Here is a 13,209-nt window from a genome sequence, read left to right as displayed (position 1 = left end):
CCCGATGACTCGATTCGCCGCTATCGACTGCGGAACCAACTCCATCCGGCTGCTCATCAGCGAGATCGTGGGCGGGGTCCCCCGGGAGATCCACCGCACCATGGAGATCGTGCGCCTGGGGCAGGGTGTGGACGCCACCGGCGAGCTGCACCCCGACGCCCTGGCGCGCACTCGCGCTGCGCTGGAGCGCTACGTGGACACCATGCTCTTCGAGAAGGTAGAACGCGTGCGCATGGTGGCCACCTCCGCCACCCGCGACGCCGAGAACCGCGAGGATTTCTTCGCCATGACCGCTGAGCTGCTGGGGCGCGTGCAGCCGGGTGTGCAGGCCGAGGTGATCTCGGGGGAGGAGGAGGCCCTGCTGTCCTTTCGAGGTGCTGTGCGGGACCTGCCCGCCGACGTCGGCCCGTTCTGCGTGATCGACCTCGGCGGCGGCTCCACGGAATTTGTGGTGGGCACCCACGACGGCGACCTGGCGGGGGCCACCTCCGCGCAGATGGGCTGCGTGCGGCTCACTGAGCGGATCATGCGCAGCGACCCGCCCACGGCCTCGGAGGTGGAGATCGCCCGCGACTACATCCGCGAGCGCCTGGACACGGTCACCACCCTCGTGCCGCTGTCCCGGGCCGCGACCTTCGTGGGCTGCGCGGGCACCTTCACGACCCTTTCTGCGCTGGCCCAGGGGCTAGAGCGCTACGACCCCTCCATGATCCACTGCTCGGAGTTGAACTTTGATGCCCTGCGGGTGCTCACCGGCCAGCTCGCCGCGACCCCCTCCGCCGAGCGGGCCATGAACCCCGTGATCCACCAGGGGCGCGCCGACGTGATCGGCTCCGGCTCCATCATCGTTCAGGAGATCATGGACGTGATCGAGCGGGAAACGCCCGCGAGGTCCTTTGTGATCTCGGAGAAGGACATTCTGGACGGGATCATCGACAGCCTCCGCGATCCTGCTTGATCCTGCCGCGCGCTCACGCGCTATACTCGACCGAAGCACCCGCCCGGTGCTCCGGGAGCCCGTGTTCTGGTCCCCAGGCCGGGTGGCGTAGGCCCCTATAGCCCAATTGGCAGAGGCAGCAGACTTAAAATCTGCTCAGTGTCGGTTCGAGTCCGACTGGGGGCACCGTGAGCGGGGGAGATGCATCTCTTGTCTTACTTTTGGATGGACAGCGTTGCGATCTCTTTCTCCCCCCGCATTGCTGAACTTTTTGATCGTGCTGCCCACGGTGGTGGTCTTTTCTGGCTCAATCCGGGTGTAGGGCGGTATTTTTACACAGGCGGTTGATCCCGGTGGGGGAGAACCACTCCACGAGCGGTTCCCGCGTCCCGTCCTGGAAGATCACGCCTATGCCCGTCATTACCTCCCAGGAGTGGGGGTGGCTGTCAATCCCATAAAAATCGTCGGGGTCAAATCCCAGTTCTGCTCCCTCGTCTGAATCGGTGTACTCGTAGAACACGTACCCTTCCTTCACTGGCTGATCGAAAATCTCGTTGAGGGTGAATTCGTCCTACGAATAGACGGTCTCGGCGATCTCCCTGCTCTTATCCTCCGACGAGCAGCCTGCGGTGAGTCCCGCCGCCAGGAGGGTGACGGTGGCGGTCGCGGTCCGGGATAGTGAGGCTATGCGCGACGGCATGATTGTAGGAGTACCTGTCGTGGGTTGGCAGGGTGGAGGCGCCCATTATTACCTGGCCGCGGTGCCCCGGCAAGCGGGGCCGGGGAGGGTTCGCGGCTAGATCCCGTTCTGGAACAGGGTGTTTGCGGCTTGAATGGTATCTATCTCTTCCTCGACGTATTCCCCGGTGCAGGTGCCGTTGAGGGCGGCGATCACGGCACCTGCGGTCTCGTGCTGTAGCGGTTCGAGGGAGTGGTGGAAGCCGCCGCCGAGCGGCGGGAACGGGTGCGGGATGGGGCCATGCGGCACTGCCCGCCGTCGAGGCGGCCGTCCGCCCATTCCTGCGCGGAACGCAGGGCGTAGTAGGCGGTGGGGCCCGGGGTGTCATCGCCCGCGTTGAGTTGGGTGAGGAACCCTGAGCCGGGGCACAGGTCGCGGGCGGTGCCGGGCTGGAGGCAGGCGCTGGGGCTGCCGTACTGCGGGCTGCCCAGGGCGACGTAGACGGCGGTGTGCTCGGCGCCGCCGAGGTTCTTCAGGTAGTGGCGGGCGCTGATACCCCCCGGCGCTGTGCCCCACCAGGGAGATGGTGGCCTCCGAGTCCTCGGCGCGCACCCGATCAATCTCCTGGGCGAGGGTGGTGGCGTCGGCGCGTGGGCCAGTGGCTGGTAGGGCAGGGTGCCCACGCCCTGGCCGGGGAGGATGAACACCACGCGGTGTGGGGCGGGCTGCGTCGCTTGGTCCGCCTGGGCGGGCGTCGCGCAGCATGCGAGGCCGGGGACGGCGGCCGTGGCCGCCTTAGTATGTAAGGGTAGGTTAAGTTGCATTAGGCTATACTAATATTTTTACCCATTCCCGTACTGTGGTGTTTCTCACATCCGCTATGCCTGCCCGGTGAGCGTGAGCCAAATAAGCGCGATGTTGAGCGCCACGATCGCCGCGCACACTACGGCCGCCGCCGCGTTCAGGGCCGTGGGGTTGGCCCATCGCCCCATCACCGGGGTGCGGGCGGTAAGCCACGCCAGGGGGATGAGGGCGAAGGGGATGCCGATGCTTAAGACCACCTGACTGAGCACCAGGGCCCAGGTGGGCTCGGCCCCCGAGATGAGGATGACGAGCGCGGGCACGAGGGTGATGCACCGGCGGGCCAGCAGGGGAACGCGGAAGCGGAGGAGATCGCGCATGACCATGTCCCCCGCGTAGCACCCCACGGAGGTGGAGGCCAGCCCGGAGGCGAGCAGACCGATGGCGAAGATCACGCCGATGCCCGCCCCGAGGTGCGTGGCCACGGCCTGGTGGGCGCCCTCGATGGTGTCCGTGCCCTCCACACCGCGCAACGCCTGGGCTGCCAGGCAGAGCATGGCGATGTTCACGCTGCCCGCTACGCTCAGGGCCAGGCCCACGTCCGCCTTGGTGGCGCGCAGGTGATGGCGCATTCCCTCCTCGCCCTGCGGGCGGAAGCGGTGGTCGCGCACCAGCCCGGAGTGCAGATAGATGGCATGCGGCATGACGGTGGCCCCGAGCATGCTGGCGGCGAGCACCACGGTGGGGGTGCCCTGGAACCGGGGGACGAGCCCCTGCGCCATCGCGCCCAGGTCGAGCCCGGAGACGAATAGCCCGGAGACGAATCCGAGGGTGATGACGGCCAGAAAGCCCACGATGATGGCCTCGAAGCTGCGCTGGGTGCGCTGCCCCTGGAGGATGAGCATGGCCAGGGAAACCGCCGAGACGATGAGGCCGCTGAGCAGGAGGGGGGTTCCGAAGAGGAGGTGAAGGGCGACCGCGCCGCCGATGACCTCCGCGATGTCCGTGGCCGCCACGATGATCTCCGCCTGGCCCCAGTAGAGCCAGCGCGGGGTGCGGGGGAGTCGCTCGGCGAGCTCCGCCGTGAGGCTGCGCCCGGTGACGAGTGCGAGCTTGGCGGAGAGGTACTGCACCAGGGCCGCCATCAGGTTGGCCAGGACCAGCACCCACAGCAGGAGGTAGCCGTACTCCGCCCCGGCGGAGAGGTTGGCGGCCACGTTGCCGGGGTCCACATATGCGATGGCGGCCACGAAGGCGGGGCCGAGCAGGCTGGTGATCCTTGGATGCCTGCGGGCGGGGGCCTCGGGGGAGGAAAACACCGTTTCACCTCACGATCATGAAAAGTTCAATTTGTTGAACTCATGGTAGCCGTGAGGGCCCTCGGAGGACAAAAGCGGAAAAAGGGGGAACTTTGAAGGTGCATGCCGCGTTCACCATAGTGACATGCTCCGAGCAAAGGAAAGGACTGGGGAACCGCGATGAGAAGCAGCAACCCGGTATTTAGCAACCTCACAGAGACCACCGAGCGCGAGCTGCGCGAGGGCAGCTACCAGCAGGCCTCCGCCGAGCGCCCGATGACCATCGACGACGTGGTGACCAAGACCGGCATCACGCTCGCCATCATTATCGGCCTGGGCATCGTGAACTTCGTGATCGGCATGATGGTCAACCCCAGCCTGGCGGTGCTGCTCACCGGCGTGGGCGCCATCGGTGGCTTTATCACCGTGCTGGTCTCCGCGTTTAGCAAGAGCTTTGGCTCCGCCGCCGTCACCCTTATCTACGCCGCCTTCGAGGGGCTGTTCGTGGGCGGCTTCTCCTTCCTCTTTGCCAACACCGGCTTCACGGAGGGGATGACGGGCAGCGGCAGCGCGGACATGGCGATCATCGGCCAGGCCATCCTGGGCACCGTGGGCGTGTTCATCGGCATGCTCGTGGTGTACCGCACCGGCGCGGTCAAGGTCACGCCCAAGTTCAACCGCATCCTCACCGGTGTGATCGTGGGCATCGCGGTGCTGGCCCTAGGCAACCTCCTCACCGCGCTCATCTTCGACTTCAACCCGCTGCGCGACGGCGGCCCGCTGGCCATCGTGTTCTCCCTGGTGTGCATCCTGCTCGCCGCGATGAGCTTCCTCCAGGACTTTGACCAGGCCGATCGCCTGATCCGCGCCGGCGCCCCGGCGAAGAACGCCTGGGGCGTGGCCCTGGGCCTGGCGGTCACCCTGGTGTGGCTCTACACCGAGATCCTGCGCCTGCTCAGCTACCTGCGCAACGACTAAGCGCGGGTCCCCGGCGAGGAGGCAGGGGAAGTATAGAAAAGGAGGGCCCGTCCCGGCAGGGGACGGGCCCTCCTTTTCTATGGCGAGGAACCCGAAAGGGCGCTCTAGGAGGCGTCGAGGGGGCGCCCGTTGAGGCTCACCTGAGAAAACACCGGGGAGCCGTCCATGGTCACCGGCTCGCTCAGCTCCAGGGTGACGCGCTCCGTGGAGCCGTTCGGGTTGATCTGCACCCCCTGGCCGGTGGCGGAGTCCGTGTCCCACTCCCACTCCAGGGCAGTGACCTGGTTGGCGCCAAAGCAATCGAGCTGCACCTGCGAGGGCTCGACGGTGGGGGTGCGCGTGCAGTCGATGAACTGCGTTGCGTTCGCGTTCAGCTCGGAGGGGGCCGAGCTGGTGGTGGCGCTTGCCGAGGCCGTGGAGGCCGGCGCGGAGGCGGCGCGCTGCGGGGAGGCGGAGAAGCTGGTGGCGGTGGCCACCTTGTCCTCGGAGTCCTGCTGGTGCGGCGGGCTGCACGCCGCGATGGCCAGGGCGGAGGCCGCCACGGCGGCGAGGGCGAGGGAACGGGAAATGGTCATGGGGGTAAGTCCTCTCGGGGAAAGAACGGGAACCTTACTTGGAGGAACGGGGGGTAGCTGCCTTGTCCGAATCATAGGGTGCCGCAGAGACGACCGTCACGGTGAGCGTGTTGCCGTTGGGGGCGGTGTACTCGCGGGTCTCGCCCTCCTTGGCACCCACCACGGCGGCGCCCAGCGGGGACTGCTCGGAGTACGTCTCCAGATCCTTGTTGTCGGAGGCGGCAGCGCGGGTGCCGATGAGGAAGGTCTCCTTATCGTTCTCGTCGCCGTTGTAGTAGACGTGCACCACGGAACCCACGTGGGCCACACCCTCGATCATGCTGGAGCGCTCCGTGGTGGAGTTGGCCAGGATCTCGGAGATCTGCTTGATGCGGGCCTCCTCCTGGTCCTGCATCTCGCGGGCGGCGTCATAACCTGCGTTCTCCTTGAGATCGCCCTCCTCGCGGCGCTCGTTGATCTCGGCGGCCACCACGGGGCGGTGGTCGATCAGGGCCTGCAGCTCCGACTCCAGCTTGGCCTTGGTCTCCGGGGTGATGTACTGCTTCTGCTCATCTGCCATGTGGGTGTCCTTTCACCAGTTCATCGTTATGCGTGCAGGTCTAGCATAGGCGCGCTACAGATCCATGTAGGAGGGGATCTGCGTGGAGCATCCGTAGACGCTCCCGGATACCGCCCGGTCGCGCGTGGGGATCTCCACCGCGAGGCGCTGCGTCTCCGGGCCTCCGGCGGGGATCAGCACCTCGCGGCGCCCCACCTCCGCCTTGTCGTAGTTCATCGCGGTGACGATGCAGTAACTGGGCACGCCTGGTTGGCTGCGCGTGACGTCAATGTCCAGGTGCATGGTGGCGTCGTCCACCCGCTCGAAGTTGGTCATGGCGGCCTTCACCGTGGGCTCGTCGCGCGTGGAGAGGTAGCGCGCCACCACGATCACGAACGCGATGAGCAGCACCACCATGAGGACAGCGATGACCTTCCCGCTGAGTCCCTTGGACCCCTCGGTGGGGCGGGCGGCGCCGTACCGGGACCGGGGACGCTCAAAGGGCTGTGAGGCCATGTGTTTCCACCACCAGTGCAAAACGTGTGCGAACAGTCCTGTATAGACTAGCCGATTTATATGCCCTCCTCGGCAATCGAGGGGCCTAAGATGTGGGCACATAAAAACGGCACGACGTGCCCGCGCCGCACGAACAAGAGGAAAGGAACCGTGATCCACGTGAGCGGACTGCGCCTGCTAGCGATCCACGCGCACCCGGACGACGAAGCCTCCAAGGGTGCCGCCGCGATGGCCAAATACGCCGCCGAGGGGCACCGCGTGATGGTACTCACCTGCACGGGGGGTGAGCGCGGGGACATCCTCAACCCGGCGATGGACCGCCCCGGAATTCGGGAGAACATCAGCCGGGTGCGCCGCGAGGAGATGGAGCGCGCCGCCGCCGCGCTGGGGGTGGAGCACCGCTGGCTGGGGCACGTGGACTCCGGGCTGCCCGAGGGCGACCCGCTGCCCCTGCTGCCGGAGGGCTGCTTTGGGTTGGAAAGCGGCGAGGACGTGGCCGTGGAGCTGGTGGAGGTCATCCGCCAGTTCCGCCCGCACGTCCTCATCACCTACGACGAAAACGGCGGCTACCCGCACCCCGATCACCTCAAGGTGCACGAGGCCTCCATGATCGCCTGGGAGAAGGCGGGCGACCCGGCTTTTGCCACCGAGGACCCCGAGGGCGGCGGACCCCAGGAGCCCTGGGAGCCGCTCAAGCTCTATTACACCCACGGCTTTGTGTACGAGCGCCTCAAGCTCTTCCACGACCTCCTGGTCGAGCGCGGCGATGCCAGCCCCTATGCCGAGATGCTGGGCCTGATGGAGGAGAGCCAGGTGGACATCATGGCCCGGGTGACCACCCAGGTCCCGTGCGCCGAGTTTTTTGAGGCGCGGGAGGAGGCGCTGCGCGCGCACGCCACCCAGATCGATCCCCACGGGGGTTTCCTCATCACGCGCGCCGCCGAGCAGGCGCGCCTGTGGCCCACGGAGGAGTTTGAGCTGGCCGCCACCAGGGTTCCCACCGCCCTGCCAGAGAGCGATCTTTTTGCCGGGGTGGAGCGCCCCTAGCCTCACATCGAGGCGCGGCGGCGGGGCTTGGAGGAGCGCGGGGCAGGCAATACACTGGTGGGCGTGATGATGGTGTCTGATCTCTCCGCCTACGCCGCTCAGGGGTACTCCGTGCTGGCCCAGCAGGCCAGCGGCCCCCTCGGCGCGGACTTCGGCAAGGCCTCGCCCATCGGCCTGCTGGTACTCGTGCTACTTGCCGCCGCCGTGCTGTACCTCGGCTGGGCCTTTCACCGCCGCTTTAGCCGGATGAACCGGCGCCGCATGTTCGCAGAGAAGCGCGGCATCGACCCCTTCGACGAGCAGTCCCTGGACGCGGCGATGGAGCAAGCGGGCGTGCTCGATCACAAGAAGAAGCACTGGCTCTAGGGCCCATGAGCCGGCGTAAACTAGCGCGTGTGACCCTCCTCCCGCGCCGCCTGCTGTACCCGCTCTACGAGCTGCGGTTGCGCCGGGAACTCAAGGGGTTGCCGCAGCCCCGCCACGTGGCCGTCATGTGCGACGGCAACCGGCGCTGGGCGCGCGAGGCGGGCTTCGAGGACGTTAGTCACGGGCATCGCGTGGGCGCGCGCAAGATCGGGGAGATGGTGCGCTGGTGCCGCGACACGCAGGTGGAGCTGGTCACCGTGTACCTGCTGTCCACCGAGAACCTGCGCCGCAGCCCCGAGGAGCTGGGCATGCTGCTGGCGATCATCGCGGACGTGGTGGACGAGCTGGCCTCCCCGGCCAACAACTGCCGGGTACGCCTGGTGGGGCACCTGGAGGCGCTGCCCACGGAGGTGGGAACGCGCATCGCGCAGGCGGTGGCCAGCACGCAGGGGCACACTGGCGTGGCCGTCAACGTGGCGGTGGGCTATGGTGGGCGTCAGGAGATCGTGGACGCCGTGCGTGACCTCGTGGAGCACGAGGTCGCTGCGGGCACGCCGGCGGCGGAGCTGGCGGAGAAGGTCACCGTGGACTCCGTATCCCACCACCTCTACACCTCCGGCCAGCCGGACCCCGACCTGCTGATCCGCACCTCCGGCGAACAGCGCCTCTCAGGGTTCCTCCTCTGGCAGACCGCCTATTCGGAGATCTGGTTCACCGACACCTACTGGCCGGCCTTCCGCCGCATCGACTTCCTACGCGCCCTGCGCGAATACTCCAAGCGCACCCGACGATTCGGAAAGTAGAGCACGCCCATGACCCAGGTTTTGTACCAATCGACCTACGGAGCCACCCGACGCTACGCCAAGGTCCTGGCCCAGCGGCTCAACACCACCGCCGAGACACTCGAGGACTTCGGGCGGCTCGCACACGCCGAGGAGGGCGAATTCGCCGAGCCACTCGTGGTGCTTTCCCCGGTTTTTGGTCCCTCCATCGCGGCAGCCTCCTACGTGGCTCACCATGATCTCGGCGGGCGGCCGGTTGCCTGCGCGGCGGTGGGAATGGCTCTGCTCCAGGAGGCGCGTCGTAAAGACCAGATGGCCGGGATCCTGGGAGATAAGGCTGACCGTGTCCGCCGCTTTTACCTCCCCGGTGCCCTTTATTACTCTCGCATCTCCGTTGCGCACCGCCAGATCTTGCGAGGCATCGTGGGGGCGCTGCGCCTTAAACCAAGCAAGACCGATAACGAGAAGACCATGATCCAGACATATAATAAGGACCTGGACCAGGTGGACCTGACCGAGCTAGATCCCATCGTTGAATGGGCGCAATTTGAAACTCATCACTCACTGCCGAATGCTCATTAAGTGCACGCGGACAAAAACAGCTCAGCTCGAATGAGCTGTTCAAGCGATTCCCGTACCCGGGATGCAGTAGGAACTTGTTTTCAGTATAACAAAGCTCCGCTGGTGCTCCGGTTTGCTACCGGACTATTGGCGGAGCTTTTATGGAGATCGCCTAGGAGGCCGCGAGAATGCCCATGCGCCTAGTCCTGGTGATTCCCCGGTAGACTTCGGGCGAAGGCACCGGTTCCTACGGAAGCAGCCAACAAGCTCTGCGGCGGAGAAGTTACTCGTGGTCTTGCTCGTAATTCTTCGCCTCTTTTAGGAGGGTCTCTTAGTCCTTTCCGTGGACATCCATGGAGGTGTCACCCGTGTAGGCCTTCGGCCCGGCGGATTAGGAGGAGCCGCCGACGGGCGGGGCGCGTTGCAGCGCGGGGAACTTTTCTGTGCCCAGTAACGACAACTCTCTTGATCAGCAGTACTCTACCGTCGTCGGCGGGCCAGCGGCCTCGTCCGGCGTAGACAAGAAAGGCGTGACGTGAATACTCCCGTCCTCGCAGATCAGGGGCCAACGGGTCCCGAGCGGCCCGGGGTCGCACCTCCTGGCCGCTCCGTTGCACCTGACCGACCGAGCCGCAGTGTCCGAGCCCAGCTGGCGGCGTTTATCCTGCGCTTACACTTCTACGCGGGCATGGCTGTGGGGCCGTTCGTTCTGGTTGCGGCGCTTACGGGCGCTGCCTATGCCGTGGCTCCAACACTCGAATCTATGGTCTATCGGGACCTCATTACCGTGGACGCAGTGGACGCCCCGATGCCGCTTAGCGAGCAGGTCGCCGCTGCTCAGCGAGACCACCCCGGCTTGGAGGTCTCCCAGGTGTGGCCCGCTCAGGAGCAGACGGATTCCACCCGCGTGTTATTCACGGACCCGGCGAACCCGGACGATAACCCGCTGGCTGTGTTCGTGGACCCGGCGGATGGCGGGATCCTCGGTGCCGAGCCCACCTATTCCGGACTCGGAGAGTTGCCGCTCCGGCGCTGGATTTCCGAGCTTCATGAGAGTCTGCACCTGGGTGATCCGGGCGAAGTCTACTCCGAGCTCGCCGCATCCTGGCTGTGGGTCATCGCCCTCGGTGGGGTCTGGCTGTGGTGGCGCCGCGTGCATACAGCCCGGCTGCGGGCCCGGCGAGACGGGGCCACCACTCGTCCGCGCATGCTTGGTGGCATCCCTGGTGCCCCCGCAGGACGACGGGGGGCACGGCGTCGGGCCATGAACCTCCACGCCGTCACCGGCGCCTGGCTTTTCGTAGCGGTGCTGGGCCTCTCGGCCACCGGCATTACTTGGTCCCACTTTGCCGGCCAGAACGTGGACTCCATGGTCACGGCGATGAAGTGGAAGGCTACCCCGATCGAAACGGACCTCGGTGCACAAGGTGGGGAAGCCGGAGGCGCGCATGCGGGGCATGAAGGACACGGCGGCGCGGAGCCGGAGGGCACGCCGGTGTCTGCGGACACCGTATCCTCCCAAATAGAGCGGGTGATCGCCACCGCTCGGCAGCAGCATCTCACCGGAGAGCTCATCGCCCGTGTGCCGTCGGAGCAGGGCAAGGCGTGGCAGGTCTCCGAGCGCTGGGTGCCGTGGCGGCTGACCTCGGATGCCGTCTCCATTAACGGGAGTACCGGGGGTCTGGTGGACCGTCAGGACTTCGCCGACTTACCCCTGTTTAGTAAGCTCCGGGCCTGGGGTATCTACCTCCACATGGGCATCATGTTCGGGCTGCCGCTACAGATCGTGCTCTTCGTTGTGGGGCTGGGCATCGCCCTGATTACGGTGCAGGGTTACCGGATGTGGTGGTGCCGTCGGCCGACGCGCGGTTCGCGTAGCCTCGCCGGTGTTCCCGGTCTGCCAGCGGGACTGACCCGGGATGCCCTGTCCGTGTACGCGATGGCGGCGATGTTCGCGCTGACCGTCGGGGTTTTCCTCCCGACGGTCGGGGTCTCGCTGGCAGCTTTCGTGCTCCTGGATGCCGTGCTCGCGCTCCGTGCCGGGAGCAGGAACCGCCGCACTTGTTCTGCTTCAATTTCGTCCGATTCCGTGCGCGGACAACAATAGGATTTGACCCAGAACGGGTCGGTGGGTCCTGCCCGGAGGCAGATCCAGCCAAGAGGTTATGACGAGGCTTCCGGCCCTGGGAGGTCCATGACCGACCACGGCAGCGCCACCCGACCCCAGCATACCTCCGGGAGGTGCTCGGCCAGCGGCTGGACCCCGGAGGCGTTTGCCAACACGGCGTCCAGGTAGCGGTGGCCGGTGTCCGGTGCCACGAACACCGTGGCTTTGTCGTCCCTACACTCCGTCTCCCATGTAGCCGCAGCGAAGGTCGCCCCGGACCTCAGCCCCGCAAACACGGAGTGCCGCCGCAGCAGCTCCACCACACCCGCCTTCCCCACGCCAAAGGACACCCAGTACACCCGCGAGTACAGCGCATGCGGCACGTTTTGAAACGCGATGCTGCTGCCGATCCCCCGCGATGAGCATGCCCAGGCTCTCCAAGTGCTCCGAGCCGAAGGTCACGCTGCCGAAGGGCTGGACGTCTACAAGTTCCGTTGACATCCCAGATCCGCGTAACCCTAGAAGCAGCGCCCTGCTGGATGCCCCGGAGCCAACGGGGGGCGACCAGGCCAGCGGTGTCGTGCTCGAGGCACCGGAGGACCGCTGCGAGCGAGCCGGCCACGGGACCGTATCCCAGGTAGTGCTCGACGCTGTGGTACTGCCGCATCCAGCGCCAGCCGGGGTTCTCCCGGAGCAGTTCCCGGATTCGCGCCACCCGCCGATTCTGGTCCATGTGCAGTGACATCGAGGGTGTCATCTGCTCCAGGTATAGGCCGAAGATCCGCAGCTGCACCGCCAGCACGGGGTCCACTGTGGTGGAGCCGACATCGCGCAGTCCAGGCCGGCCTCGGGGCAAGCCAGAGCAAGGGCGTGGGCGTAGATTCCGCTGGAAGAATCCACGACCGTGTCACCGGGAGCGATGCGCCCGGTATCTAGGAGATGGCGCACCGCACAGTGGGGCGGAGAGAGCCTTCATTGTCTCGAAGCGCAGCGCATACAGGGGTGGGTCGGTACCGAGCTGGATGAGATCAGACAGGCCGACGGGCTGGTTAACGTCCGTGGACAGGGTGATGTCGGGGGCTTGGTCTGTGATCACCGATGGCCTCCGTGACAGTAGGCGCGAGCCCGCAGGCGCTGAGAGCGGGCCTACAGACGCGGGCACGGGACAGGAACGGAGAGAAGCTGCGGGGGTCGGTGGGCAGGAGCACGCCCGCTAGGCCTCCGGAGTGCGACACCTGGATGTGGGGCGTGGGTTGAGTAGCTGGTTCTCTCCAGGGCGCTGGCGGTTGTCACCCAGCCGGCGGCCCGCGCGTCCCCGTCTGCGATGGCGCGGTCCAGTTCCGCCAGGAGCTGGTCGTACCGGGCGATCTGCCGCCGGGTGGCGGTGGGGTGGTGCATCCGTCTCCACCGGCCTTCCGCAGCGGCACCCGACGAGCAGCATAGGTGGCATCGGCCGCAACCAGCGGCGCAGCACTCGCCCTCGCGGTGGACGAAGAGTACGACTGTGCCGAGGATACAACACATCACAGGGCCGCTCGCGCCTTCCGCTGCTACAGCGATTTCCGCGATCTCCTCGGGGGGGGGATAGAACGGTGCCGACTTTGCTTGAGACAGCGCGCACGCTGGCCACGGCGTCGGCTGTCGAAGATTCTAGTCCCAGGCCGACCTCGATTTGGGAGTCCACTGACAGTGTGCCACCTGTGGGGATGACCCCGGGGTCTAGCCCGCATTGCGCGGCGGTGTGGCGCAGGTGGTCCGGCACCAGTTCCGCAGCACGGCGGGCTTTCTACCGGCCCGGGCGGGCGCGGATGCCCCGGCCTGACGCCGGGGTGAAAGTCGCGTTGCGGTTCAGTGAGGGAGCTGGCACGGTGATGAGTGTGGGTACCGGCCTGCCCGTGAGGCCGAAGGTACCTTAGATGATCTCTCCGTAGTGGCCGTGAGCCCAGCCGGTGGTGGGGTTCATGGTTTGGTCCCTTCCGCTGCACCGTGCCAGGCGAGGATGCAGAGCACCGCCGCCAGGGCGG

16 protein-coding genes and 1 tRNA gene are annotated in these 13,209 nt (G+C 66.5%); 8 read left to right on the top strand and 9 right to left on the bottom strand.

The genetic code is table 11. From position 1 onward, the window contains the following. The first annotated feature begins 4 nt into the window (after positions 1–4). Together Clow_RS07920 and Clow_RS07915 are read left to right on the top strand one after the other, a co-directional pair. Positions 5–958, top strand: a complete 954-nt coding sequence (locus tag Clow_RS07920; protein ID WP_055178252.1) for a Ppx/GppA phosphatase family protein — start codon at positions 5–7, stop codon at positions 956–958. A 91-nt stretch (positions 959–1,049) separates the two neighbouring features. Continuing rightward, a tRNA-Leu gene (locus tag Clow_RS07915) sits at positions 1,050–1,123 on the top strand. 121 nt (positions 1,124–1,244) lie between these two features. Here the strand turns inward: Clow_RS07915 and Clow_RS07910 are convergent. From Clow_RS07910 to Clow_RS07900, 4 genes are all read right to left on the bottom strand, one after another. Continuing rightward, positions 1,245–1,457 carry a hypothetical protein gene (locus Clow_RS07910; RefSeq protein WP_055178251.1) on the bottom strand — a complete coding sequence of 71 codons (213 nt, stop codon included), beginning with the start codon at positions 1,455–1,457 and terminating at the stop codon, positions 1,245–1,247. A 51-nt stretch (positions 1,458–1,508) separates the two neighbouring features. Next, complete coding sequence (locus tag Clow_RS12155; RefSeq protein WP_281175669.1) at positions 1,509–1,637, bottom strand: hypothetical protein; 129 nt, start codon at positions 1,635–1,637, stop codon at positions 1,509–1,511. Between the two features lie 191 nt (positions 1,638–1,828). After that, the gene (locus Clow_RS07905; RefSeq protein ID WP_055178250.1) at positions 1,829–2,440 is read right to left on the bottom strand and encodes an alpha/beta hydrolase family protein; all 612 of its coding nucleotides are present in this window, start codon (positions 2,438–2,440) and stop codon (positions 1,829–1,831) included. Between the two features lie 54 nt (positions 2,441–2,494). Further along, positions 2,495–3,736, bottom strand: coding sequence for an Nramp family divalent metal transporter (locus Clow_RS07900; protein WP_055178249.1), 1,242 nt, complete (start codon positions 3,734–3,736; stop codon positions 2,495–2,497). 159 nt (positions 3,737–3,895) lie between these two features. Between Clow_RS07900 and Clow_RS07895 the strand changes: the two genes are divergently transcribed. Continuing rightward, a complete protein-coding gene (locus tag Clow_RS07895; RefSeq protein ID WP_055178248.1) occupies positions 3,896–4,693 on the top strand; it encodes a Bax inhibitor-1/YccA family protein in 798 nt (265 codons plus the stop codon). 104 nt (positions 4,694–4,797) lie between these two features. Here Clow_RS07895 and Clow_RS11785 read toward each other — a convergent pair whose 3' ends face one another. From Clow_RS11785 to Clow_RS07880, 3 genes are read right to left on the bottom strand one after another with little or no spacing between them, the layout of a single operon-like run. Further along, complete coding sequence (locus tag Clow_RS11785; RefSeq protein ID WP_055178247.1) at positions 4,798–5,268, bottom strand: hypothetical protein; 471 nt, start codon at positions 5,266–5,268, stop codon at positions 4,798–4,800. A gap of 34 nt (positions 5,269–5,302) precedes the next feature. Then, the gene (greA, locus tag Clow_RS07885; RefSeq protein WP_055178246.1) at positions 5,303–5,827 is read right to left on the bottom strand and encodes a transcription elongation factor GreA; all 525 of its coding nucleotides are present in this window, start codon (positions 5,825–5,827) and stop codon (positions 5,303–5,305) included. A gap of 54 nt (positions 5,828–5,881) precedes the next feature. Next, on the bottom strand, positions 5,882–6,322 hold the full coding sequence (locus tag Clow_RS07880; RefSeq protein WP_055178245.1) for a DUF4307 domain-containing protein: 441 nt from the start codon (positions 6,320–6,322) through the stop codon (positions 5,882–5,884). Positions 6,323–6,481: 159 nt separating this feature from the next. Between Clow_RS07880 and mca the strand changes: the two genes are divergently transcribed. The 5 genes from mca (at position 6,482) to Clow_RS07855 (ending at position 11,185) form a co-directional block, all read left to right on the top strand. Further along, complete coding sequence (gene mca, locus Clow_RS07875; protein ID WP_055178384.1) at positions 6,482–7,369, top strand: mycothiol conjugate amidase Mca; 888 nt, start codon at positions 6,482–6,484, stop codon at positions 7,367–7,369. Between the two features lie 66 nt (positions 7,370–7,435). Further along, positions 7,436–7,735, top strand: coding sequence for a hypothetical protein (locus tag Clow_RS07870; RefSeq protein WP_055178383.1), 300 nt, complete (start codon positions 7,436–7,438; stop codon positions 7,733–7,735). A 5-nt stretch (positions 7,736–7,740) separates the two neighbouring features. After that, positions 7,741–8,538, top strand: a complete 798-nt coding sequence (locus Clow_RS07865; protein ID WP_055178244.1) for an isoprenyl transferase — start codon at positions 7,741–7,743, stop codon at positions 8,536–8,538. 9 nt (positions 8,539–8,547) lie between these two features. Next, positions 8,548–9,099, top strand: a complete 552-nt coding sequence (locus tag Clow_RS07860; protein ID WP_055178243.1) for a flavodoxin domain-containing protein — start codon at positions 8,548–8,550, stop codon at positions 9,097–9,099. Between the two features lie 514 nt (positions 9,100–9,613). Further along, a complete protein-coding gene (locus tag Clow_RS07855; protein WP_370871866.1) occupies positions 9,614–11,185 on the top strand; it encodes a PepSY-associated TM helix domain-containing protein in 1,572 nt (523 codons plus the stop codon). 56 nt (positions 11,186–11,241) lie between these two features. On the opposite strand, the gene Clow_RS11975 is transcribed toward Clow_RS07855, so the two are convergent. After that, the gene (locus Clow_RS11975) at positions 11,242–11,568 is read right to left on the bottom strand and encodes a PALP domain-containing protein (protein WP_211256947.1); all 327 of its coding nucleotides are present in this window, start codon (positions 11,566–11,568) and stop codon (positions 11,242–11,244) included. An 830-nt stretch (positions 11,569–12,398) separates the two neighbouring features. Next, positions 12,399–12,947 carry a GHMP family kinase ATP-binding protein gene (locus Clow_RS12245; RefSeq protein ID WP_425388407.1) on the bottom strand — a complete coding sequence of 183 codons (549 nt, stop codon included), beginning with the start codon at positions 12,945–12,947 and terminating at the stop codon, positions 12,399–12,401. Positions 12,948–13,209: the final 262 nt, after the last annotated feature.

It is taken from the genome of Corynebacterium lowii (assembly GCF_001412085.1).
Taxonomy (GTDB): Bacteria; Actinomycetota; Actinomycetes; order Mycobacteriales; family Mycobacteriaceae; genus Corynebacterium; species Corynebacterium lowii.
Note: the sequence above shows the minus strand (reverse complement) of the source record. Positions and strands in the feature narration are given on the sequence as shown.